Source organism: Flagellimonas zhangzhouensis, from assembly GCF_900102925.1.
Taxonomy (GTDB): Bacteria; Bacteroidota; Bacteroidia; order Flavobacteriales; family Flavobacteriaceae; genus Flagellimonas; species Flagellimonas zhangzhouensis.
The window spans coordinates 1065270-1090057 of sequence record NZ_FNKI01000001.1 but is presented as its reverse complement, the minus strand read 5'-3'; the positions used below and the strand labels follow the sequence as shown (position 1 = coordinate 1090057).

The following is a 24788-nucleotide window of genomic DNA, read 5'->3' as shown; positions in this document are numbered from 1 at the left end:
ATGCTTGTTTAGTACTTGTTCACAGCTTGTCTCGATTTTAGTACAGTATCGGTACAGCACTTGTTCCAATTTTAATCAAGTTGTTTCCTTTTTTCTGATATGATTTGATTCCGTTTATAACTTATCTCAAATATGTAACATTTTATTTTATGTTTACATAATGTAAACTTATATATTTGACTCATGGAATCAAACAGAGCGCAGCAAGTTCAAAGAGAATTTGGGTGGTACAAAGCCTCAGGTATTGAATTCAAAATATTGGATTCAAACTCCCAGGGTTTTCCAAAAAAAGTATTGGTAACCCAAACTAAAGTCATCAACGGTTATATGCTGAACCAAAAACAATTGGTGGAGCGGACCAAAGCATTATTCGGGAGAGAAGTCAAAGTCATTCCGAGCGTGCATTCTTTGGATGTGAATGGAATCGATTTGGGTTGGATAGTGGACAAAATGAAAGACCTCGGAATTAAACGAAAAGATCTAGTTAAGCAAACAGGTTTGGATAAAACTTATTTAAGCAGATTGTTTTCGGGACAAATAGGCCTATCAACACCTATGAGGGCATTATTCCATTATTACTTTCAAACGTATGAATTGAATGGAATTTTCCGAACAGAGAAAAATTTTCAATAACAAACTTTCCATCTGGAATCATATTCTTCACTTTAAAAATTCAAGATCACCACCATATGAACCCAGAATCTCATCCTCTATATTAACAATGGGATCCATCCAATTGGCTTTGTTAGTGGCCCATTGAATCCAATCCAAATTTTCTTTGGTCATGGAATCTGATTTGACCGCCTGATTTTTGACCGCTTCGATAGATTCTCGCAAATCCATTGCCTTTTTCCATCGGGAAGCAATTTGGAAAAGTTCAATTGTTTTGTCTTGTTCATCCACTTTTCGTTTTTCTGCCTCCATCTCCTTAAGCCTTTCCTCCTTCCGTATCCTATTTCTTTCCTCAAATTCCAAAGTTCTTGCCTTGGATTCCATCGCCCTGGTTTCCAAAGAGATCAAAATTTTGAGTAATTGGCCCTCCAATGGTTTATCACTTGATTCCTTCCACATTTGTTCAGAAAACCATTGTGCATCTGCGCGAATGGAAAGTATCCCTGAGGGGATCAGTTCTGTATGACCCCACTTATTCTCTTTGACTACTACCCTTTTTACCATCTCCTTGAGTCTAATTTTTACAGACTCCCCATCAATTATCACTTTGGTTGTACTTCCCACTTCTATTTTATGACCCCTCTTTTCTAAAAGTTTTACCAATCTGTCCATAATCTTTAAAGCTCTTGAAAGACTTTTCTTGGAAACAGAAATGTTTAGGACTCCTTGAGATGGTATCAACAATCCTTGACCATTGCACCATTCTCTCGGCTTTTTATTTTTTAAATCCATTTTTGTTTTACGAATCAAAACGTGTGGATTGGATAACTTATCGGGAATTGTAAAATTTAATTTTCGATCCTGCTCAATTTCTTTCCTGACAATGGCTCTTATGGAATTTGAGTGGATGCCATTATCTTCATCTTCTTCTCGAATGGAAAGTTCGATCGGAACGACTTCTCCCTTTAACTTAGGCAATGGTAACTTGGCAACCTTCTTGTTATATTTCACTTTAGACCAATAACCAGCCTTGGGCAATGGAATATTATGTTTGATACAAATTTTACGAAGCCCATTGTCAGAATACGAAAACTCATTTGCCAATGTTGTCAATGGTTTTGACCATACGAGTTCATACAGTTCCTTTCTTGAGATTGTTTTGGTTTTCAATGTTATATACTTTAATGGTGAAATTTCAAATCAGATGATTATTTTATTGGGATTTAGATTGCGATGAACTTAAATAGCAAATCAACAAGAATTAGGATTATCTAATTATCAGTAGTAAAAATTCGAGTTTATACCTACAAAATGGGGCTTTTCTCGAAAAATTACTAACGCTGGAGTCATCTCTTAAATATTACTCTGATTCATGGGTTGAACTATATCATGTTTGAAGAAGAAAATGTCTTATTCAGTATCAAAATAGAAATTTCAAACCACCAATATTATCTTTTTTCAGAATAGTTTAATTCATTCTGGGCTATAAAAATGCAATTTATAGCTCATTTTTTAGTTATATTTGAGCTATAAACTACAATTATTTAGCTCATGACAGCTTTTAAATGGAACTGGCAACAGAAAGGTTGGCCAAATTTCACATATAACGAGGCAGCCTTGAAAGACTTGGAATATCAGTTTGTTCAAACAAGTGGTATTGCCATGGGTTCCATAAAACATATAAATGCAAATGACAAGAATGAGCTTTTAATTGAAGTTTTGTCTGATGAAGCCTTTACCACTTCAGCAATTGAAGGGGAGTATCTTGATCGTGGAAGCATACAGGAATCCATAAAAAAGAATTTGGGGCTTAAAACTGAAAGACAAAAACTCCCACAGGCCGAATATGGGATATCTGAATTGATGGTCAACCTATATCAGACTCATGCTGCCCCATTAACACATGAACAGCTTTTTGAATGGCATCAAATGCTTACCAATGGCAGAAGGGATTTGATGGATATCGGAAGATATCGCACTCATGAGGACCCTATGCAGGTAGTTTCTGGACGAATTGATAAACCGACTGTTCATTATGAGGCTCCTCCCTCTTCGCAAATGACAAACGAAATGGAAACTTATGTTCGTTGGTTCAATGAAATCCATACCGTGAACAAAACCAAAATGCTTCCATTAGCTAAATCTGGAATGGCCCATTATTACTTTTTGGCCATTCACCCCTTTGAAGACGGTAATGGGCGAATCGCTAGAGCTCTTTCAGAAAAATCAATATCCATGGATTTGAGAAATCCATCACTTATATCTTTATCACAAATTATTGAGTCAAATAAAAAAGAATATTATTCTTCCATAGAGGCCCACAACTTCAAACTAGACCTTACCGAATGGCTTATATATTTTGGAAAAACAATAATCACAGCACAAAATCATACTATTAAAACCATTGACTTTTTGATTCAAAAAGCAAAATTCTTTGATCACAACTCTTCTTTGATGAATGAACGTCAACTAAAAGTTGTCCAACGGATGTTTAAAGCAGGATATAGTGGATTCAAAGGAGGTCTTAGTGCAGATAATTATATCCGAATAGCTCGAACATCTGCATCAACAGCGACAAGGGACTTAAAGGATTTGGTCAACAAATCAATTCTAGTCAAAACAGGTGAACTTAAAAGCACACGGTATACCCTTAATCTAGAATTTAAAATTGTAGTTTAATGCAACTTCAATAAGCCAAGTCTTGTTCATTATTCTCAATTATTTATGAAATATGAACTTTCCTTTAAAAGGAACATCAATTTTAATCTTCATCAAAATCATCAGCACCTTCTCCTAGTTCCAAGGCCTTAACAGATTGAATTGCATTTCCGGCTATACCCTTTATTGACCCATACATATCTATAGTGTTGGTAATGACTTTTTCAATTTGACGCTCACGTTGTTTCCAGATACGCTGCATGGACCGTTTTTCGCTCTCCAAATCTGATTTCATTTGAGAGAAGCCCTCAACAATGGCCTCTATCTGCATACGAAACGTGGTGCTCGTCAAGAAATCATAAAGCATTCCCATTTTGTCACCCTTGTTTTCCTGGGTGGCCATGGCAAGACTTAATTTGATAATAGATTCTCGCAAAACTGCTGAAAGTCCTTTGAATTCTTCAAAGGTGCAGACCCAAACGCCTTCCATCATTCCCATACGGTCTAGCCCAGCGGGCATTACCTCGGTCACGAGGACACCGATATCCGCATCACGTTCGCGCATGTCGGCCTTGAATTTCTCTATCCAACTGGTATGAAAATCCTTGGTACGCTTACTTTCATAATAGATTTTCCCGCAATTTTGACGGCTTCGAGTGTTAACTATTTGAATACAATCAGCACCACGCGCTCCTTTTTTTACTTCATCAATAGTGTCCAACGGAAATTGCGTAGCAAGCCATTCTTCAATGGCCAGTTCTTGTACCTCACCCTGAAGCTGCATAGATCCTTGTGTAAGCTACCCTTAAAACCGAACTGTTTAAAAGTAGAATAATAATCTTAATTTTAAACAGCATTATGAGGAAGAGCAAATTTTCACCAACACAGATCGCGAAGATTTTAAAGGAGTTCGACAACGGCAAGTCCGTTGCCGAGATAACCCGTGACCACGGGGTCAGCTCCGCCGCGTTTTACAAGTGGCGTTCGAAGTACGCCGGGATGAGCGGGAAGGAACTCAAGCGCATCAAGGAGCTCGAGGAGGAGAACCGCAAGCTCAAGCAGATGTACGCCACTTTGGCCCTTGACCACCAAATGGCCAAGGAGATCATCGAAAAAAAGCTCTGAGGCCCTGCCGCAAGCGAAGCATCGGCAAAGATCTTGCCCATTACGGCATCAGCAGGGCGTGCCGTGTCCTTAACATGAGCAAGAGCGTTTATTATTACAGTCCGTTGCCAAAGGATGACGGCGAGATCGAGCAGGCTCTACGGGCAAAGGCCAGGGAACATCCGGAGGAGGGTTTCTGGATGGCCTATCACCGTTTGAGGGCAGAGGGAAGGCCATGGAACCATAAGCGCGTCCACCGTGTCTACAGGGCACTGGGACTGCCATTGAGAAGAAAGGTGAAGAAACGCCTGCCCGCACGTGTAAAGGAACCGTTGGAGGTGCCGGCGGAGGCGGACCACACCTGGAGCATGGACTTTGTCACCGATGTCCTGGAGAACAAACGACGGTTCAGGGCACTCAACATCATGGACGATTACAACAGGGAGGCGCTGCACATCGAAGTGGACTTTTCCCTGACAAGCAACCGGGTGGTATGGGTCTTGAACCATCTGATAAACCGAAGGGGCAAGCCCAAACGCATACGGATGGACAACGGTCCCGAGTTCATCGCTAAGCTAACGTCCCAATGGAGCGAGATGCACGATATCGAATTCAAATATATCCAACCGGGCAAACCGACCCAGAACGCATTCGTGGAAAGGTTCAACGGCCGTTTTTGGGAGAGGGACCCTCAACAGGTTCATCTTTGAGGACATCGACCAAGTAAGGGAACAGGCACGGATTTGGATGGAGGATTACAACAATCATAGGCCACACAAGGCCCTGGGATATGTGTCCCCCAAACAATATCTGGAACTTAATTCCTTGTGCGGTACCGCACAAGGAATTAAAAACGATAAATTTGATGAAGTTTTAGAAGAATAAGCAGTTCTATCTAGGGGTAGCTTACACTTGTTCTTGTTTGCGTTTCATCTCTTCCGTCAACTTCTTTTGGTCTTCCAGTTGTTTTTGAAGTTCCCGGAATTTTAGTTCTGTTTTTTCTTCCTCCGATTTTCTAATTTTTTCGCGTTCTGCAAATAGTACCTCGTTCAGTTTCTTTTGGGCCTCGGCCTCAGCGGTCTCCTTTAGTTCCGATTTTTCACGTTTGAGTTTTTCGATTTCGGCCTTGGAGCGGTTCAATTCCTTGACCTGTTCTGATTTTTCGTTCAGTTCTTTCTGCAAAGTCTTGAATTGCTCGGATTGTTCATCGGTCAGTTTAGCCTTAAGTTTTTCTTCGAGAGCCTTGCGGTCTATCCGCAATTGTTTGTCCAAACGTTCTTGAAAAAGCTCGTTCTCTTGTTTCTTCTTTAGCTCGAATTCTTGTTTGGCTTTTTCGAGTTTTTCTTGTTCTACTTCGTATTTCTTTTTTTCATCGGCCAATTGGGATTGATATTTTTGCCGAATCTCATCTTCCAACTGATGGGCCAAAATGTCTTGTACATCAATGGATGTTCCGCAGTTTGGACATTTTATTTGAGTCTCGTTTTTCATTTTCTATAACTTTGAATTACATGAAGTGTCTTTTCTTACTGTGATTCTCCAATACTAGTTAATAAAGCTTCATATTGATCAAAATCTTCCTCTTTAATTCTTTCAATAATTAGTTTGGCTGCAGTATTCATTTCAGGAACTTCAACAACAGTTTCACCTCTTTCAAAAACTCCACTTAAATGTGAATACTCGTTATTCAATCTATCAGTAAAAACTGCTGGAATATTCTCGTCCCCAAAGAACTTTTTCATTTTATCCATTGGACTTGTTGAATCTGGATATTTATAATAGAGGTATAATTCTAAAAATTTTCTTGCATTGTTACCGAAATTGTAAAACGCAGTATAGCTACTATCATCAACATTCTCCATTGTTGAGCACTTGTATATTTGACTGAATAAATAGTTAAACTCAGAAACATAATCTCTTAAATAATTTGGCATTATTTTAATGGAAGATTTTTTATCATTCCTTTCGATTACTAAATATCGATACAGTTTTTTTCTTTCAGATTTTTTATCATCATTATTGGCATTTGGCAATCTTTTCAGGTATTTCAAAAAGTTTAAATTATGAGTTGAAATGAATAATTGCTCAAAATCATCTTCTCCATATATCTGAGTATTTATTAATGTGTAAATAAAAAAGATGTGATTACTGTCAAGGCTTGAAATAGGGTCATCAATCCAAATAATTGGCTTTTTTCCTTTTGTTTCAATATCTTGAAGCTTAGCCATAAAATAGCAAAATGCAATTAAGCTATTTTCTCCTTCACTTAAGTGGAATGCCTTTTTATTCTCTCTATGTATTTCAAATCTGTAATGCTTATTACCTGTATCTTCATCTTCAAACTCAATTGCTTTTAATGATAAGAAGTTATGCCCAAAATAATTGTTTAGTAGTTCATTAACCTTATCAGCACCTTTGCTCTCATCTTTCAACTGCCTTTGCTTTTCTGAAACCTGACTTAAAACATCATCTATTTCAACTTGCTTATCGTCTCTTTTTTTCTTTTCCTCTTCTAGCTTAGTTTTAAGCAAATCGATATTAGCAACCTGTTCATTATACTTTATTGTAGCTATAAAGTCATAAATCTCACGTAAACGTAATTTCTTCTTAGCTTTCTCTTGGTCTTTGCTTAATTTTTCGGTGTATTCATTGGATTTTACTCTTAACTCTTCTATTTTTTCTACAGCTATGTCTACGTGTGATTTCGCATTATCTGGAGCTTCAAAAAGTTGAGCATTTATGATTTCATTTTTTCTTTTTTCTAATTGCGATATCAATAAGCCAAGTGTCCTTTGATAATTTATAATACTATTGTCAAATGCTGCTTTTGCCGTTTCAAACTCACCATGATACTTCGAATAAAAATCATCTTTTTTTATGATTTTTATTGAATCCAAAAGCTTACTCTCATTTTTAATTTCGGTAACCAAGTCAGTGATTTCCTTTTCCAACTTATCTGATTCTTCATCAAAGTGTTTTTCTAATTCATCCCATCGGGTTTCTTTAATTTCACTACTACAGAATGCACAAGTATCTAATTTATCCTTGTGTAGATCTCGCCCTTCTTTCACCCATCTATTTAATACAGCATCTTTAACTAAATCCTCAATTTTATCGGATTGAGCAATTGGCTTTTCTACCAATTCCTTTGTCTTGGTTGAAAAAATTTCAAATGATAAAATCAATTCTTTTAAATCAGGAATATCATCTTTAGCTTGTTCCAGAAGCATCTTTTCTTCTGCTGTTTTTTCTTCATCAGAAATCGGAACAAATTCGTCTTTTTTGACTACTAATATTTCCTTTCTAAGTTTAGCATTAGTGTAATTTTGATCACCATATTTTTCAGAATTATATTTAATCCCATTTGGATTGCCAATAGCTTTTTCATTAAGTTGTGAAGCTAAAGTTCTTTCAGCAGTCTGATGTACCAATTTAGCGGTATCGTAACTTTTTTGGAGAGATTTTAAATCTTTGTACAAAGCTGTTTCTTGATTCTCTTCATTAACCCCCAATTTTTCCTTTAGAACCTTTATTTCCTCTTCAATAACATTATTGTCTCCGCCAAGTATTGCAAAGGGTTCAACATTTTCATTGGGATTTATAATAAACTTTAAATTTTGTTTAATAAAATCGTCATTAAAAACCCTAATTACTTTGTTGTGAGAGGAAAAATCGACTTGCGTAACATCATCATTATCATGTATAGAAATACAACATTCAGGGTTTTCATATTTCTCTGAGATAGAACCTGTTTCCATAGCCCGTATTACTCTTGAAAGTGTAGTTTTTCCAGAGTAATTTCTACCATAAATAATGTTTGTCTTTTTTAAAAGTAAAACATTGGAACTATCATCAATTACTGCTGAATCCCAATCAAAATCATTAAATACTGCAAGGTTTTTAAGGAATTTAATTTTTTCTATCATTTCACAGTATTTAGTTACTCTCCACAACTTTAATCTCTTCCTCTGTCAGTCCATAAAGCTGATATACCATCTGGTCAATCTCACTATCAATTCGATTGGTTTCTGATTTCAATTCCCGGACATTATGCTTTTGTTCATTGAAATACTGCATCCATTCCGATTCTTCGGATAAACTTAATTGCACTTTCGCTTTTTTCAACTCTTTCAAAAAATCCTTAAACTCCAATTTATACCAGTTTTGCAGCTTGGTTGAAATTTTTTCTAATCCAAATTTGGATTGTATTAATCCCGCAAAAGTTTCAACCGCTTTTTGTAATTGGCTTGTTGCTGATACTATGTTATTGACAGCACTTATAAAGGGTTTTTGATCAACTTCTGGAATTTGCTTTATGGGGAATTCCTTTGCGTCTTTTATTAAAATCTTTTGAAATCGGTCTTTGAATTCTTCCAAATATTTTTTTCTATGATAAAACGAAATCAACCTACTGTTAATCAAAGCAATTAAGTATTCAGGGATATAACCTTCTTTTGCTATTAGATTAAATGCGTTTTGAGTGTTATAAAGTTCTTCTTCTATAATGGCTGCCCATATCCTTTTGTCAGACCAATCAATTATTTGTTTTACTAGAATTCGTTTCTTCGTAAAGAATTTTGGTTCTCTTGGGGCTCCAAGCCAATCTCCATAACTTATCCACTCTGCACCTCCCCATTCCACATGGTATCTCGTTATGTCATTTCCTGCTAGTAACTTTTTGAAGGTTTCGTCTTTTTGATAGGTAGCATGAAAAACTCGATTTTTAATTTGATCTTGCGTATGACCTTTGTATTTATCATAAGGGGTCAACCCCAAACAGAAATGAGCGCAATCAACCAACTTTTCCGTTTTAAACTCACACTTCTCAACGATTTCCATTGTTTTATTATCGACATTTATCCTAAAGATGTATGAATCATCTTTTTTCCAGTCAAATGGATTGGTAAAAAAATGTATATCAGCATTATGAGTTGTTATTTCGTTAATTCTATCAAATCCTTTGTAAATGTATATTTCAGCGGAAGTACGTGGTTCAACTTTTAATTTAAAACTTAGAATTATAGTGTCTACTTTAACCTCTCCTGCACTACCTCCAAAGGATTCATTTGGCAACCTAACAATGTTCGTAATTGTAGTATATTCAAGTAGTATTTTTCTAAGCTCCTTATATGATTCTTGGGTTAGTAATGACGATGGAATTATAAAAGAAAAATATTTGTGTTTATTTAAAAGATTTAATGACCGTTCGATAAATGATGAATATAAATTAACTCGGTTATTTGCACTTTGAAATTTTTCAAATAAATAAGTTACAATATTTTTATCCAAGCCTTTTATATCCACATAAGGAGGATTCCCAATCACTGCGTCAAATCCTCCCTTCTCAAAAACCTTTGGAAACTCCTTTTTCCAATTAAACGCTTTTTCCCCTGCAACCACTCGATCATCAATTAAAGAATTGCCACATTTAATATTGTTGTTTAGGGAAGTCAATTTACGCCCTCTTTGGGCTGTTCTCAGCCACAAGGAAAGTTTGGCTATCTCAACACTTTCTTCGTTGATGTCAACGCCGTAAATATTCTGTTCCAGAATCTGGGTTTCTATATCACTCAGTACTAAGGGTGATCTGTGGTACTGGGCAGTAAGTTCATCCAAATACTTGTGTTCATCGATTAAAAATTCCAATGCTTGGTTTAAAAAAGCTCCAGAGCCACATGCTGGGTCGCATATCTTAAGATCCAACAACCAATCACGGTAGGCCTGTAAATCGGCTATTCCCTTTCGGGATCGCTTACTGGCCAGACCAAAGCGTTCATCGGAAATGGAAAGTTCAGCCTTCTTTTCTTCGCAAAGTTTGCCAATTGTGTTATCAACAATATATTTTGTAATGTATTTAGGAGTATAGAAAACCCCGTCCTTTTTACGTTTGGTCTTGTTCTTGTCTATTTGTTGCCCCTCCAGCTCGGCGGTAATGTTCTCAATTTCATTCAATGAGTTTTCAAATATGTGGCCAAGTATGTTTACATCCACTTCACTTTGAAAATCATAAGTGGAAAGTTTTTCAGAGTACTTCAGCAATATATCATCATCGATTTTAATATTATCCAAAATCGAATCCTCAATAAACAACCCTCCATTATATCCAAAAATCTCTGCACGTTCATCTTTTGCGGGCCGACCTGAGTTGATAAACCCAAAATATTGTTTAAAGATATCGTACAACTTCCTTTCATCGCCCCAGTCGGTATCATCCTTCCATTTATCGATTATCTTCTTGACGGAATTAGGAGGTAACAACCCACTATCTTCGGCAAAAAAGATGAACAAAAAACGGTCGAGCAGCTTCTGTGTTTTTTTGAACAAGATCAATTGGTCATAATCCGGATGGTTTTTGACCATATTTTGCCACAAAGCGGTCTTAAATGCCGAATAATCTTTGTAGAGTTGTTTTGTTATGTCCTCCTCTGCAAGTAAGCTCTCTTCTTTTATTTTTAGTGGGATTCCTGATAACAGGTTCTCGACATGCATACAGAGCCATAGCAGCTTAAATTCCTCCTGCGTAAGTGTAAAAAGGTTGAACTCTATGTGTTCAACGGCATTTTGAACAAAAAAACGGAGTTTCTCAAAGTTTGAGGTAATGACATAAACACACGCAGAATGATTGTTCTTGTAACTAAAAGCTTGACTATTGACCTTGTCCAAGTCTTTGGTGCCGGTTCCTTTCAATTCAACAACCCCAAGAGCTTTCCCTTCCTTTAAAATTGCGCCATCTGCTTTCTTTGCACCTTTTTCATTTTTGAATTCCGTTGTTAAGTTATACTTAGGGCTTGGGTTTATCGAGTAATCAAGAACATTCACGAATAATTCTGTGAGAAAGGTTGCCTGAAACTGTTCTTCTTTGCTGTTACGGATATTTTGTTGAATTTCCTGATTTAGGAAATACTTTGAATATTTTAGGTATGCTTTTTCTATTGCAACCTCATCTTGTTGCGAAAGGTAGTTTTTAAGTACCGAGGTTTGGAATAAAGGCATTAATCTGGTTATTTTTTTGGAAATATTTTAAAGCAATGGGGAGGGTGCTTTGCTACCAAAATAGAAATAACCGTACAGTTAAACAATAAGTAATCCAAGGAATTAAGAATTTTCTTATTTATTTCCAAAGAGGCTGCTCCCTCCAATCCTCTGGAAAGCCCATGTGGTATAGATCAGCCTGTGGGAATTCTTCAAACAATTCCAAAAGACGCTTCTTGTATTTGTGATGAGGATTAATAAATTGAAGACAGTACAATATGGAGCAAATTGAAGCATATAATTTAAGAATCCTGTCATTTTTATCCACCCGTTCCAAGGTGTGTCCAGTTGGATCATAATCATTTTCCCAACGATTGATCCAATCGCCCTTTGGGGATTTTAGCCATTCCGGTTTAATGGTCAGGATTATATTCCACAATCGCCCATGGTGTGCACAAATATTTCTTATATATACAAAGCTTTCCAACCAAGATATAAGAAGGCTATGATGAATGCCGATACTTTTTGCGATGGGAATAAGCTGCTTATTGTCCTTAATGTTCTTTAAGATGGAAACCAGATTGGTAAAGGTCAGCAATTCGAAAGATTTCCATGCCGGTGGCAGAAATTGCTCGTACTTTCTATGATATTTTAAAATAAACTCTTGCTTTGTATCCTGAACATTCTTGGTGATCTTGGACAAAAATTGAACATAAAAAGGGTAACTCGAAAAGTCGTCCTCGTTCCCATACCAAAAACCAGAATTGTGGTTATGGGAAAAGTGATAAATAATCTGGGTTCGAACCGCAATTTCAATTTGTTCAATCGCCTGAAAAGTTATTGCCCTTAGCTCGCTATCAAATTGATAAAGTCTAAAAATTGTTTCAAAAGATGAGCCATCTTTAAAAATTTCATCTTCCTTTGGGGCCTTGAGCATTGGATACCAATAATTACTTAGCCTATTATAACTGATGTAGGTTAGGATACGCTCGGCCTTTTCTTCATTTGGGATCGTCAAACCTCTTTTTTTTAGAAGTTCGACTTGATTTTTGAAAGTTTTAGGAAGTTTTTGGTAGCGTTCTTTAGGCATGTAAATAAAAACAAAAAACCCCCCAAAAGTGCACATCGTTGAGAGGTCCGGGAGGTATTGATAAAACAAAGATATAAATTTTTATGAACTTGTTATTCATGTTTGCCTTTACTGTTTTGGTTTTCAGAAAAATGTAAGTTCTAAAGTAATTGTACACTAAATTCAATTTTGCAGCTCCATTAGCATTTCATCCAATTGGTCCAAAAAGTACATTTGACCATCGGGAAGGATGCTCAAAATCAGTTCCAATACTTGGATGACACTCTCCTCTTTTGATGCATTTTGGTTGCCAGGGGATAGCATCATTCCCTCTCCGTCAAGGGCTAATACACAGATCTCCAAAAGGCTTTTGATCTGTATCAAAAAATGGTTGTTGTCCCTGACCTTGAAGTATACATAGTTTCCCTTGGGGTCCATTGACCCATTGTTTCCCAAAAGTCCCGAAAGATTGTTTCTGAGCTCTTGGATATCTTCCATGGTCTTTAGTATTTTCTTCTTTGATTTCATATCATTGAATTTATTCGGTTGTGGTCGTAAGTTGTTCTGATAATAATTTTCTGACCTTGTCCAAGAATTCCATTTCATCATGGGGAATCAAATCCAAGATATATCCAAGAACCTCGCTTATGTTTCGGTGGGGCTGGGGAACGGAACGTGTCGAGAAATTTTCCGTTTCCAATGCGGTGATACAGACCTTAATCAAGTTAGAGATGATAAATGAAGTTTCTCCATATCCCTCGGTTATGAGGTCGATGCTGTACAGACCCTTTTCGGGGATGTATGGCTTTAGGGCAAAGAAGTGCTCTTTTTCCAATTCCTTCAATTGAACAATCAAGGAGTTTCCGTCTTTGTTCTCAATTCCCTTAGTTTCTTTAGGGAATGCTTTCTCAAATTCCTTTTCGATACCCTCCTTTTGGTTTTTGCACTGTTCAAGATGCCTATGGAAAATGGATTCAATCTTTTGGATGAAATCCTTCATCTGTGATTGGATGGCGGTGGTTTGTGATTTTATGATCTCAAACTCATTGCCATAACGGGCAACACTGTAGGCATGTTCCAACAGGAGCAAAAGTTCATTGTTCTTTATATCGGAAGATTCCAAAAAAGGTTGGAGGGTGGGAAAGAACTGTTTGCAGTAGTTGATATGGCTAATGATACTGTGTGTCACCATGCCCCTTCCTATGCACATCTGTTCGATGAACCGAAATGAAAGTTCAAAGGCCTGGTGCATATTGAAGGTGGCGATGGCATAATCTCCTTCCTTAATCAAGATGTCCGCAGTATTGGCAAAGGCATTTACCTTTCCCATTTCCGATTTGAAATACCGAGTGGCCCTCTTTATGAGGGTCTCGTATGCCATGGTGGAATAGTCCATGATGTTCCCTCCTTGTAAACGTGCAAAAACGTTTTCTCCCAGACAGCAATGTTCCAAGAAATAGAGTGACCCTCTTTCAAGGCCTGTTTCGGATTGGTTCTCCGTATAGACCCGTATCCTGAAATCTGGGTGCCTCTTGCCTTTTTTGATTACTAGTGAACGAATCTCATTGGGAAGTGGGTCATTGTTTACATCCACAAAAAGAGTTAGGAAATAATAGATTACATTACCTTCCTTCTGTTTTCTGGACAAAAAGGCCCTGTCAATGGTAATGATGTTCAGGATGCTGTCGAGCAATTCAGACAGCTCTTCCGCTTTTTCAAAGTTTTCCGGTATGTTTGTGTCATATTTCATGGGATTATGGTTTAAAGAGTTCGAGAATCGAAAACCATATTAAGGCCATATTCCCAAGTACCCCACCATGGGCACTTGTATTTTATTGAACCAGATTTGTATTTTACAATCGGATTATTGTGGGAAAGACCCTATATTTGAGATATGGAGACAAAGACCAAGAACAATCACATAGGCAGAAAGATCAGTAGGATCAGGGAACTTCGCGGGATGAAGCAAGAGACCCTTGCCGAAGAACTGGGTATAAGCCAACAGGCCGTTTCCAACATCGAGAACAGCGAAAAGGTGGACGATTTGAAATTGGAAGAGATTGCCAAGGCTTTGGGAGTGACTACAGATGCAATCAAAAACTTTTCTGAGGAGTCTGTTTTGAATATTATTTCAAATTCCTTTCATGACAATTCAGTTCTTAACGGAGTTTTGTATAATCCGACCTTCAATCCAATTGACAAACTTGTTGAAGCCTATGAAGAAAACAAAAAACTTTATGAGCGTCTTCTTCAAGCAGAAAAAGAGAAGGTTGCTTATTTGGAAAAGCTTGTCAAATAGCAAAAAGCCCTTGTCATCACCCTAAGTTTTAATCAAGACTCAGTTATTAATAAGCTGAATTTTATCGTTTACCTCATCAATGAATCCGTGTAAATAGTTCGGCACCTGACTTTTTGCTTGATCTATCCTCCAACTTTTCAATGAACCGTTGTAATAATATTGAATGAAAAGACCGCCACCATCCGCGCAATCAGGACAGCCCAGGATAGTTTCATTTTCACTTAAAAGTTCTTTGGGGAAATAATCCATCAGGTTTTTGACCTGTTCAAATTTTTCATTGTCCAACTTAATGAAATTCAGGTTGCTGCCAGAATAATCATCCTCAGTATCCTCAAACAACTCCGAATCAGTCAGCTTGAATGTTTCGACACATTCTTCCCCTACACACATCCCATAGAAATGCCCAAAAACCAAATAATCCTTTTCATCCAGAAGAAATCTGTTTTCATCATCATTGTCAGTGCATGACAAAATGAAACAAAGGCAACAAAAAGCGGACACTATTTTTTTCATGGGTGTTTTATTATAAGATACTGAGAAACCCTTACAGTTGCCTAATGAAATTTGTCAATGCCATGTCTTAACCTAAATTTCATATGCCGATTTAACTTAAATCTCCAACCTATTGAACAATGTAGGCCACTGCCTCTAACAATAAATGTTTAATACCCGATTCTTTCATTAAATTTGTCGCATAGTCGCCATACCGCGGTTAAGGATGTGCCAACACCTAGCGGGTGATGGGGGCACAGACGGCTGATAAAGACAGCGTGGTATGTCAATGAACCCGTTTTTTTTCCATTTTTGGTAGCTTTTGGTTATTGTAAGTTGAATCGATAAGCCTTGACTAATTGTCCCTAAATCCCACTACTCCTTTTTAAAGTGACCATTGCCTATTTTTTGCACGCTAGACCAGGCAGGCACAAACAAAAACCCGATGGTCAAATACCGGTTATTAGCATAAAAATAGTGACATACATAATTACATATTCTTGAGTTTTGTTCGGTATTTTTCGATGGCCCCAGGATTGAGGTCAAGTTTGAGGTGATTCTTGCCAAAGTGGTTCTTGACAACGGAAACATGATCCAGCACATAGGCGAAATCATCCTTGAGCTCTTCCATTTCCTCCTTCAAATGTTCATGCAATATTTTGGGGACATGGACTTCGGTATCCAACAGCTCGGGATTGGAGGGTGCCTTCTTTTCGGTCAACTGCTGCTCAAAAAAATCGAAGTCCCCTTCCCATCCGTCCTCCTCTTCGGATTCCAGTTCCTGCTGAAAAAGCGCCTGAATCATACTTACCGTGGGCAGGGTCTGCTCCTTTTCGATACTTCGCATAATGGCCACCATCGCATTGAAACGTCTTTTGATCAAATATTTTAAACTCGCTATGGTTTCGTGCATCCTTTCGTCCGGTGAGATTCCATTATGTTCAAAAAACTCCACCATGGCCAATAAGGTCATGGAATGGGACTTCCCTTGCCGTTTGGAAAAACCCCTAAATTTTCTTGCCACTGAAACCTTGACCTTCAGAGCCGCAAACCGTTCTTTTTCGTATCCTTTATCCATTTTTTCTCCAAAAATTCCTTGATTTTACTGGGCCAAGCCCATTTTTTCATCAAAAACCATTTGACCCTAAATTCCTTTAAATTCCAAAAACCCTTATAAACAGGGCTTTTCCGAAGGAAAATGAATCAATAGCGCGGTGCTTGCCCGCTATCCTCTTGCTCCTCCTTTTCGTCCCGCAGGGACAAAAGCGAATCGCTCAACATGGTTTAAAAACCAGTTGCATTCTAATAAAAAGTCAAATCGAATGGTACGGCTCCAGGAAAGTCAAACCAATTGGATTGCCGTAATTGGGTTATTATTTAACCTGTTTTTAAAGGTATGGAATTCATGCCTTTGAACATAGAAAAACCCAATCATAATGATTGGGTCCTTTTGGTCGAATCTGACATCCGTTTTTTGTTGCCAATTCTTAATATTTCACATCAAACCATGATCGGCAAAACTGTAATATCGTCCATCGGGTGCCAGGATGATATGGTCCAATACCTTGACATCAAAAAGTACTGCTGCCTGTTGGATCTTTTTGGTCAACTGCTTGTCGGCTTCACTTGCTTTTAACTGGCCGGATGGATGGTTATGTGTCAATATGATGCCCACGGACAAAGTTTTTAAAACAATGGCAAAAAGGATTCGCATGTCCACCAAGGTTCCCGTGATACCACCAATGGACAATGAATAGATTCCTTTGACCTTGTTGGATTGGTTGAGCAAAAGAATCTTGAAGCATTCGTTCAATCCAATGGTGTCAGCGTCCCAATTTTTGAAGAGCAATTGTGCCACGTCGTTTGAATTGGTCACGGAAAGGGATTTCAAGGTACTGAGCTTTTCCCTATAACTGATCTGTATTTCATTGACACGGTGTTCCATTTCAAATGTTTTAAGGATGAAAAAGAAAGGGATGCCCAAGGTCTGAACACCCCTTATTCATTTTACTCGGTGGTATTGTTATCACCACCACCCAAAAGCAGGATCTCACTGGCCACTACTTCGGTCACATACTTTTTATTGCCCTCTTTGTCCTCATAGGATCGGGAGGTCAATTTCCCTTCGATGGCAACTTCCTTGCCCTTGGTCACGAAGCCTTCGATGATGTCGGCCAGTTTCCCCCATCCGATGACGGTATGCCATTCGGTATTGGTCACCCGTTCCCCTTCGGAGTTCTTGTAATGTTCGTTGGTGGCCATGGTGAAGCGTGCCACACGTTTGCCTTTGTCAAGGTCTGTGATGGTGGGATCCTGTCCCACGTTTCCGATAAGTTGCACTTTGTTTCTCAATGTACTCATGATAAAAAGTTTTAAAGGCCTGCCGTCTTCCTTTATGGATAGATCAGCAAACAGGGTTAAAATTTTCCCCTCTATTTTTTGGTCTTTGTTTCCCAAATTTTAAGGGGGCGTTTGTTTGCTTCTTACGTGCGTAGCACAATAAAAGAAGGGGGTTCTGTCAAGGCTTTTGGACTGAAATGGGGAGGCTCCGCGACGTAGTAAAATCCTGGGATTTTCAAGGAAGTGGAACCCCTATTTATGGACAAAACCTGTCTTGGCCTTGACAGGTTCTATGAAGGCCTTAGGAATTCCATCCGACCCATTGGCAAGGGAGCGTACGGGAAGTTAAGCGACTGCAGGCAATGGTGTCCTGATTGGAAGTCCTTGGGCACTGCCCTGTTTTTCGATGCCCCGAAAAACAACCAGGGCTTCTTTTATTAAGGACCCCTTAAAATTTGATGGGCGGACGGACGGATTTACGGCCTTCCCAGGCAAAGCCCCAAGAAGGGTTTGCAAAGGAAGGACGCACAAAAAATCCGTTTGGACGACTTCCGTATTGGCCAAATGCCAACACATCAACTATTGCGATAGTAATGGGTCAATGATCCTAGAACTTGGTTTCTTTTTAGTCTTTCTGGAACAGCTCTCCCTGATTGTTAGGGGAAGGTCCGCTCAACTTTGGCATTGAAGTTTTCATCCTCTCCTTTATAGTTTGTCGCCGTTTCTCATAGATCCAGACCCTTAACCTTTTCAAAAGACCCATCTCATATTCGGAGAGTTGTTGGGGGGCCAGTTCCTCCATGGCCTTAATCTGTCCCGTTTTGAGAAAGGTCGTGGCATACTGGAGCCCACACCATGTGTAGATGTTCACTCATTCACTGGCCATGGGAGATTCGAAGGTCCTGGGCATCATATAGGCTACAACCTCGGTCAAGGAGGCCATGTGTTCCCCACGCATCTGGGTCAACATCCGGGCCATGGTGATATTGTTTAAAAGGTGTTTGGGCACGGCATCCTGCCATTGTGATGGATACACAATGATGGGACTTTGCAATAGGTCCATAAAGTCAAGGACAAAATCGGATTTGGCCTTTATGAAAGACTTCGGTCTTAAGTTTGGAATTGTTGTTTTCGCTGGCTCCAGTCCAAAGCCAAAACCCAGTTGCACTACGTTTTGTTTTCCATGATTTGCGTTTTAAATTGAACAATAGTGGCAGACCGCCAAACGCAAGGGAAAATTTTGGAGTGGCAAGGAAACGGAAATAGTGACATCAGCAACGGCTTTATGTGTCCCTTGTCCGAGAAAATAGTGCAAGCTTAACTTTAGGGAATATTGATTAGAAAATAATTGCCAGCAAGGCCATTCATTTATAAAAAAGCCATTTCCCATCCTTTTGGAAATATATCTTCATTGGATATGGGAAAGTATATTTATCAGCTCCTCTTCATTAAGGAAACAATTCAAGGAAACTGATAGGACCGTTAAGAATAAGAACAATTTTGACAAATCAAATCCAAACTAATGAAGTTCATATCAACCTTGCTTTAAAATGGAGTGTGTTTCTTTAATAAAGCATTCAATATTGAAAAATATATTCAAGTTTCGAATTGAATTGGAAGGACCCCCCTAAAATATCGCGTGAATTTTTGGCCCCTGCCAACACGAAACTTTATAGACTCCATCATATCATCCCAATCGTAATGGGATGGGAGAACCATCACCATTACAAAATCACAATCTTTAACTACTAGGAAATTCCTGCATTTATCAAAGTTCAAATAACCGATTCCAATGAAAGACAATCGGTTATATTCCAATTAGGCAATATCAGGTGTTGTTTTTTTTCCATACATTTAAGTAGTTCACAGGGCTAAAAAACTATAAAAGATGAAAAACGTACTCATAGTGCTCATACTATGGACAGTCTTTGGTTGCAGGCATAAAGAGGGTCAAAACGAAAATGCCAAAACAAATGAAAATCCTGGGGAAGTAAATCCTGTGAAAGAACGTTTTGCCAAAATGGAGGCGGAGGCCTTGAAAGAGCCATATATTGGAATCTTTTCAGAGGAGGGTGATTCAAACAATTTATTCCAAATTCGTTCAACTGGTGTTTCGACTTTACCGATTCAACAAGCCGCTGAGATATTTTTAAGAAACCTGTCCGCTTCACAAGTAGAACGCACCACATTTACTGTTGATGACGAGGAATGGAGGAAATGGTGCAACGTGGATAATGGAATTTATGACAGACAGGGCGTTAGCCTAAAAGAGTTGACCGACGATCAGAAAAAAAAGGCCTTTGGTTTAATACAGGAATCGTTAAGCGCAAAGGGGCTGCAACTGAGTAAGGACATCATGAAGACCGACCAGACGCTTAAAGAGCTCAATAATGGATCATTGGATTATGATGAAGAATTATATTTCTTGACCATAATGGGAAAACCTTCAAGTACTGAGCCTTGGGGATGGCAATTGGATGGACACCATCTGGTCATCAACTACTTTATATTGCGAGACCAAGTGGTAATGTCACCTGTATTTATGGGCGGTGAACCAATAATTACCACTTCAGGTAAGTACAAAGGAAATACCATTTTTCAGGATGAACAGAATATGGGATTGGCACTGATGCAGTCCTTAGGGCCCGTAAACCAGAAAGAAGCCACTATTACAAGGTTCAAAACTGGCAACAACAATTTGGCTGAGGCCAATAAAGATAATTTAACCCTTAATTATGAAGGTATTCCAGTCTCAAAGTTTTCAGATGAACAAAGGCAAAAACTTTTGGACTTAATTTATTTGTACATCAGCAATATTAGAGAGGGGCATGATAAGGTAAAAATGAGGGAAGTGATGGAAAATATTGATGATACATGGTTTTCTTGGGTCGGAGACACTTCCGAGAATGCCGTTTTTTACTATCGAATCCATAGTCCAGTTGTACTTATCGAATTTGATCATCAAAGAGTCGTTGGCGTACCCAATGCCGATGATGGGAAGCCATCAAGAAACCACATCCATACGGTGGTAAGAACCCCAAACGGCAATGATTATGGGAAAGACTTATTGAGACAACACAAAGAAAGGCATCATCACAATTGAGGTCAAAGTTAGAATAAACGATAATCAAATACTTCAATATCCATCTATTTTGGATATATCGATATTTTACATTGATATAAACAAGTTGTGGTCAATTTAAAAACGCCAAATGAAATCAAGACTATTGATCCTTTTTACAATTCTTTTGCCTCATTTAATTTGTTCCCAAGAATTTAAGGGCTACACTTTGGAAGAGATACAAGCCATCCATGCCGATTTTGACATTCATCAACAATCGAATAAAGGAGGTGATTTCACGCGGTACATCAATTCTCACATGTCCGAATTTTGGCCACACCAAGTCCTTAGCCGATCGGGTGATATACGACAACTGGATTATCATTTTAGGGAGGATGTGAGGAAATTCGTCACTAAAACTTGGGAAGGGGAGATACCCTTGGAAGAATATATAAAGAGCCCCTTAGTAGATGGCATGATCATTGTGCATAAAGGCAAAATCGTGTTCGAGGAATATCCCCACATGAAAGAGTACTATAAGCATCATAGTTTTTCAGTGACCAAACCCTATGTTTCTACTATTATTGCCTTGTTGGAACAGGAGGGTAAAATAGATGTTCACCAACCGATATCGACCTATTTAACAGAACTGAAAGGAACAGACTGGGGTGCGGTTCCCATTATTGATGTATTGGACATGAGCTCCGGAATGGGAATCGATGACAATCATTTTGCACAACTATTCTTTAACGAGAATGGCTGGATCGGTAATGATAAATCCAAAGGAGGACCATCAGGTCAACTTGCTCCGATGAAAAAGACAGGACCTTCCGGACGGATTTATGAATACTTCTCCCTCAACACCGAAGTTCTGGGGTGGATCATTGAGCGGATTACAAATAGGACTGCCGTTGAACTCATTGAAGAAAGAATCTGGCAAAGAATGGGTGCGGAATCGGATGCACTGATGTTTTTACCGAATTCGAACGATAGGATGTATATGGGAGGACTCAGTGCTACCTTGAGAGATCATGCCCGTTTTGGACTGTTGTTCACTCCATCGGGTAGAATCTCCCCCTATGATTTTATACCAGTAGCTTACATCAATAAAATACAACAAGGCGGCCGACCTGAAATCATTAAAAATTCGGGCCCAATTGATTTGTTCATTTACGATGATCCAATTACAGCTGAACATTTAGTGGACGGTGAGCCTCCAAGGCATTCCACTTATCAATGGGATGTAGTGATGAACGATGGCGATTTTTTCAAAGAGGGAGGTGGCGGACAGGGACTGTACATTTCACCTAGCCGTGATTTGGTCATCGCGTATTTCGGTACCCGTGGTTTTGACGGTGAAGGCCGAATTTTACTCAATAACTTGCATCAAATAGCCCGACAGCTGGCAAAATCGGGATTGTTTGACGAATAACCCGTTCAATATAGGCTATAATTAGGTGCTTATTTTAGGGCTACCTCTCCAAATATTGGCGGATTCTCAGTTTCGTGTGTACTTATATAGTTTCTTGCCAACGCGCACAACTATTGATAACTGAGAGCATTACCAAAGTTCAAATAAATGACGAATCAGAAAATTCAAATCTTATGGAATTTCTAATTTCTGATCAACCAGTTTACCTCGCAAACCATTTCTTGATTTTTATTTGTATTAAATCCAAATAAGATTTGTGTTTATCGTATTATACCTTATTTTTGATTCCTTATTTTAAATAAATCCAAATTAATGAAACTCATTACGCTTGCTACGGCTCTACTATTCACCTTTAGCGCATTTTCCCAGTCGAATCTCAACGGAAAAGTGACCGATGAACAAAACCAGCCCCTTATGGGGGCCACAGTCTACATCCCAGCTTTACAAATTGGAACCACGACAGATTATGATGGCAACTTTGAACTCACTTCCATTAAAGAGGGTACCTGGGAAGTGACTTTCAGGATGTTGGGCTATCGGACACGTGTGGAGCAAATAACATTTTCGCATGATGGCACCATCCCGTTCACGGCGGTATTGACCGAAGACTTGAACAGTCTGGACGAGGTCGTCATATCGGCCAGCAGAAACTCGGAATACCTTTCAGAAATCCCGGCCTCCGTGACCGTGGTGGGCGAGGTCAAACTACAGGAATTCTCAAACTCCACCTCGAACATCAGTGAAATATTGGAGTTTACGGTACCCGGTCTTGCGGTGTCCACCGGAACCTTTTCCAATTGGGGACAGACTTTGCGAGGACGTTCGCTATTGGTTATGGTCGACGGGATTCCCCAGTCCACCCCACTTCGGAATGGACAGTTGGGCATAAAATCAATAAGTCCCAATGATATCAGCCGGGTCGAGGTCATCAAAGGGGCCACCTCCATTTTTGGAAATGGGGGCAATGGGGGTTTTATCAACTATATCACCAAAAAGCCGAACGTTGCCGAAAAAATAGAGGGCACCACAAATGTTTGGGGTACTTCCAACCTGGCGGCCACAGATGACGCCCTTGGTTTTGGGCTATACCAGTCCCTCAAGGGCAATTTGGACAGATTTAAGTACTATATCAGCGGGAGCTATGAAAAGACCGGAAACAAATATGATGCCGACGGGACTGTGATCTTGCCCACTTATGGTCTGGACAACACGAAGATCTACAGTGCCCTGGCCAAGTTGGAATACCGGATTTCCGATAACCAAAATATCACTTTGGGAGGTAACCTATACAAATCGGCCCAGGACACCCCATTCATACCTGTTCCGGCAGAGTTCGAGGTCTTTAACGAGGAAGGGGACTATATCCTCACGGCCGGGTACGGGGTCGAGGGTTCTGTAGAGGGACAGGAGCCCACGGGATCGACACTTGTGAACGGGCAGCTAAAATATAACCTGACCCAAATTTTCTCGGGTACCACGGATTTTACGGCGGACTTATATTACCAAAACACGGAAAACATCTTCTTTTATTCCGATAAATTTGAAAATGGTGGCCAATCCGTCATCAATGCCGAAAAATATGGACTGAGGCCCAATTTCAATACGACCTTTCCCATCAATACTGCAACGGACATCTCCCTGACCTATGGTGTGGACCTGCTCCGCGACAAGACCAATCAAGGCCTTTTGGATGGCAGGTTATGGGTGCCGAACATTAAAATGTTCAGTTGGGCCCCTTACCTTCAGTCCACTGCCAAGTTCAATGGGACCTGGGTAGTGAAGGCCGGTCTTCGTTTTGATGACATGAACTTGGACATTGAGGACTACAATACGCTTCCCTATTCCCCTCTTGGGGATGACAACTTCAACCCATCAGTGGCCGTCGAAGGTGGTAAGATAGGTTTTGACAATCTGGCCTTCAATGTCGGTCTCCGTTATATCAAACACCAAGAGTTCATTCCCTATGTGAGCTATTCCCAAGGATTCTCCATTGCCGATCTGGGTTCGGTACTCCGGTCCGCAACAGCAGACAACATCAATGAGATCCAATTGGAACCGGCAGTGACCAAAAATTATGAGTTCGGCTTCCTGTCCAAGTTCCATAACATCAAATTTGAAGCTGTGGGATACTACAGCACCTCGAATTTGGGCACTGGCGTTGTATTCGATGAGAACATCAATTCGTTTGTTCCTTCAAAACAACCCCAGGATATCTATGGAGGGGAGGTTGCCCTGGATTATTTTTCCCCGGACAACAAATGGCAACTGGGCACCTCATACACCTATGTGGAAGGAGTGACCCATAATGGGGGCAATGAAAACAATCTGGTCTACTTGGGAGGTGATGTCATTGCCGCCCCAAAGTGGACGGCCTATGTCAATTGGGCACCAACGGACAAATTGGGCACCTCCCTACGAATGACCCATTTGGGGGACAGGGACAGGTTTGACCCCTATCTGGATGCCAACGACAATTACACCTTTAGGCACACCCAATTTCCAGTGGAAGGATATACCTTGCTCAATTGGTCCGCGACCTATCGATTGCAGTCCAATATATCCGTCTCCTTGGCCATCAATAACCTGTTGAACGAATATTACCTGCCCGCAAGGTCGCAATGGGCAGCACCCTTGCGCACCTTTACCGGAGCCGGGGAAGGCATCAATACGAAATTGAGCCTTTTGTACAGTTTCTAATCCATAAGAAAGCGGTGTCGATGTTCCCATTGGCACCGTTTTATAACAACAT

General features: G+C 39.4%; 20 protein-coding genes and 1 pseudogene. 8 read left to right on the top strand and 13 right to left on the bottom strand.

Annotation, left to right across the window (positions count from 1 at the left end):
- Nucleotides 1-183 precede the first annotated feature (183 nt).
- Nucleotides 184-633, top strand: coding sequence for a hypothetical protein (locus tag BLQ18_RS17080; protein ID WP_245668066.1), 450 nt, complete (start codon nt 184-186; stop codon nt 631-633).
- Between the two features lie 27 nt (nt 634-660).
- Here the strand turns inward: BLQ18_RS17080 and BLQ18_RS04740 are convergent, their stop codons facing one another.
- Nucleotides 661-1782 (bottom strand): hypothetical protein, encoded by a 1122-nt coding sequence (locus tag BLQ18_RS04740; protein ID WP_090293218.1) that lies wholly within the window; start codon nt 1780-1782, stop codon nt 661-663.
- A gap of 381 nt (nt 1783-2163) precedes the next feature.
- Between BLQ18_RS04740 and BLQ18_RS04735 the strand changes: the two genes are divergently transcribed.
- On the top strand, nt 2164-3291 hold the full coding sequence (locus BLQ18_RS04735) for a Fic family protein (protein WP_090293216.1): 1128 nt from the start codon (nt 2164-2166) through the stop codon (nt 3289-3291).
- 82 nt (nt 3292-3373) lie between these two features.
- Here the strand turns inward: BLQ18_RS04735 and BLQ18_RS04730 are convergent, their stop codons facing one another.
- Nucleotides 3374-4054, bottom strand: a complete 681-nt coding sequence (locus tag BLQ18_RS04730; RefSeq protein ID WP_090293214.1) for a DUF2130 domain-containing protein — start codon at nt 4052-4054, stop codon at nt 3374-3376.
- A 74-nt stretch (nt 4055-4128) separates the two neighbouring features.
- Between BLQ18_RS04730 and BLQ18_RS04725 the strand changes: the two are divergent.
- Nucleotides 4129-5259, top strand: a pseudogene (locus BLQ18_RS04725) (IS3 family transposase).
- A gap of 21 nt (nt 5260-5280) precedes the next feature.
- Here the strand turns inward: BLQ18_RS04725 and BLQ18_RS04720 are convergent.
- The 6 genes from BLQ18_RS04720 to BLQ18_RS04695 form a co-directional block, all read right to left on the bottom strand.
- A complete protein-coding gene (locus tag BLQ18_RS04720; RefSeq protein ID WP_175443717.1) occupies nt 5281-5865 on the bottom strand; it encodes a hypothetical protein in 585 nt (194 codons plus the stop codon).
- 35 nt (nt 5866-5900) lie between these two features.
- Nucleotides 5901-8300 carry an AAA family ATPase gene (locus tag BLQ18_RS04715; RefSeq protein ID WP_090293212.1) on the bottom strand — a complete coding sequence of 800 codons (2400 nt, stop codon included), beginning with the start codon at nt 8298-8300 and terminating at the stop codon, nt 5901-5903.
- Nucleotides 8301-8310: 10 nt separating this feature from the next.
- Nucleotides 8311-10443, bottom strand: a complete 2133-nt coding sequence (locus BLQ18_RS04710; protein WP_245668065.1) for an Eco57I restriction-modification methylase domain-containing protein — start codon at nt 10441-10443, stop codon at nt 8311-8313.
- Between the two features lie 1042 nt (nt 10444-11485).
- Nucleotides 11486-12364 (bottom strand): Abi family protein, encoded by an 879-nt coding sequence (locus tag BLQ18_RS04705; RefSeq protein ID WP_175443716.1) that lies wholly within the window; start codon nt 12362-12364, stop codon nt 11486-11488.
- Nucleotides 12365-12598: 234 nt separating this feature from the next.
- The gene (locus tag BLQ18_RS04700) at nt 12599-12943 is read right to left on the bottom strand and encodes a hypothetical protein (protein ID WP_090293204.1); all 345 of its coding nucleotides are present in this window, start codon (nt 12941-12943) and stop codon (nt 12599-12601) included.
- Between the two features lie 10 nt (nt 12944-12953).
- A complete protein-coding gene (locus BLQ18_RS04695; protein WP_090293202.1) occupies nt 12954-14165 on the bottom strand; it encodes a HEPN domain-containing protein in 1212 nt (403 codons plus the stop codon).
- Nucleotides 14166-14309: 144 nt separating this feature from the next.
- Between BLQ18_RS04695 and BLQ18_RS04690 the strand changes: the two genes are divergently transcribed.
- Complete coding sequence (locus BLQ18_RS04690; protein ID WP_090293200.1) at nt 14310-14714, top strand: helix-turn-helix domain-containing protein; 405 nt, start codon at nt 14310-14312, stop codon at nt 14712-14714.
- Between the two features lie 39 nt (nt 14715-14753).
- Here BLQ18_RS04690 and BLQ18_RS04685 read toward each other — a convergent pair whose 3' ends face one another.
- From BLQ18_RS04685 to BLQ18_RS16870, 5 genes are all read right to left on the bottom strand, one after another.
- Complete coding sequence (locus tag BLQ18_RS04685) at nt 14754-15227, bottom strand: hypothetical protein (RefSeq protein ID WP_139150362.1); 474 nt, start codon at nt 15225-15227, stop codon at nt 14754-14756.
- Between the two features lie 469 nt (nt 15228-15696).
- Complete coding sequence (locus BLQ18_RS04680) at nt 15697-16284, bottom strand: BfmA/BtgA family mobilization protein (protein WP_090293196.1); 588 nt, start codon at nt 16282-16284, stop codon at nt 15697-15699.
- Between the two features lie 417 nt (nt 16285-16701).
- Entirely contained in the window at nt 16702-17151 is a 450-nt protein-coding gene (locus BLQ18_RS04675; RefSeq protein WP_090293193.1) for a JAB domain-containing protein, read from the bottom strand.
- A gap of 62 nt (nt 17152-17213) precedes the next feature.
- Complete coding sequence (locus tag BLQ18_RS04670; protein ID WP_067031187.1) at nt 17214-17567, bottom strand: single-stranded DNA-binding protein; 354 nt, start codon at nt 17565-17567, stop codon at nt 17214-17216.
- Nucleotides 17568-18417: 850 nt separating this feature from the next.
- Entirely contained in the window at nt 18418-18714 is a 297-nt protein-coding gene (locus tag BLQ18_RS16870; protein ID WP_090500014.1) for a hypothetical protein, read from the bottom strand.
- A 440-nt stretch (nt 18715-19154) separates the two neighbouring features.
- Here BLQ18_RS16870 and BLQ18_RS17205 point away from each other — a divergent pair, with 440 nt between their 5' ends.
- The 4 genes from BLQ18_RS17205 (at nt 19155) to BLQ18_RS04635 (ending at nt 24736) form a co-directional block, all read left to right on the top strand.
- On the top strand, nt 19155-19298 hold the full coding sequence (locus tag BLQ18_RS17205) for an IS1096 element passenger TnpR family protein (protein WP_417935097.1): 144 nt from the start codon (nt 19155-19157) through the stop codon (nt 19296-19298).
- A gap of 136 nt (nt 19299-19434) precedes the next feature.
- On the top strand, nt 19435-20649 hold the full coding sequence (locus BLQ18_RS04645; RefSeq protein WP_090293180.1) for a DUF3500 domain-containing protein: 1215 nt from the start codon (nt 19435-19437) through the stop codon (nt 20647-20649).
- A 109-nt stretch (nt 20650-20758) separates the two neighbouring features.
- Nucleotides 20759-22039: a serine hydrolase domain-containing protein gene (locus BLQ18_RS04640; protein ID WP_090293178.1), complete on the top strand. Its 1281-nt coding sequence runs from the start codon at nt 20759-20761 to the stop codon at nt 22037-22039.
- A 312-nt stretch (nt 22040-22351) separates the two neighbouring features.
- Nucleotides 22352-24736 (top strand): TonB-dependent receptor, encoded by a 2385-nt coding sequence (locus BLQ18_RS04635; RefSeq protein WP_090293175.1) that lies wholly within the window; start codon nt 22352-22354, stop codon nt 24734-24736.
- The last annotated feature ends 52 nt before the right edge of the window (nt 24737-24788 follow it).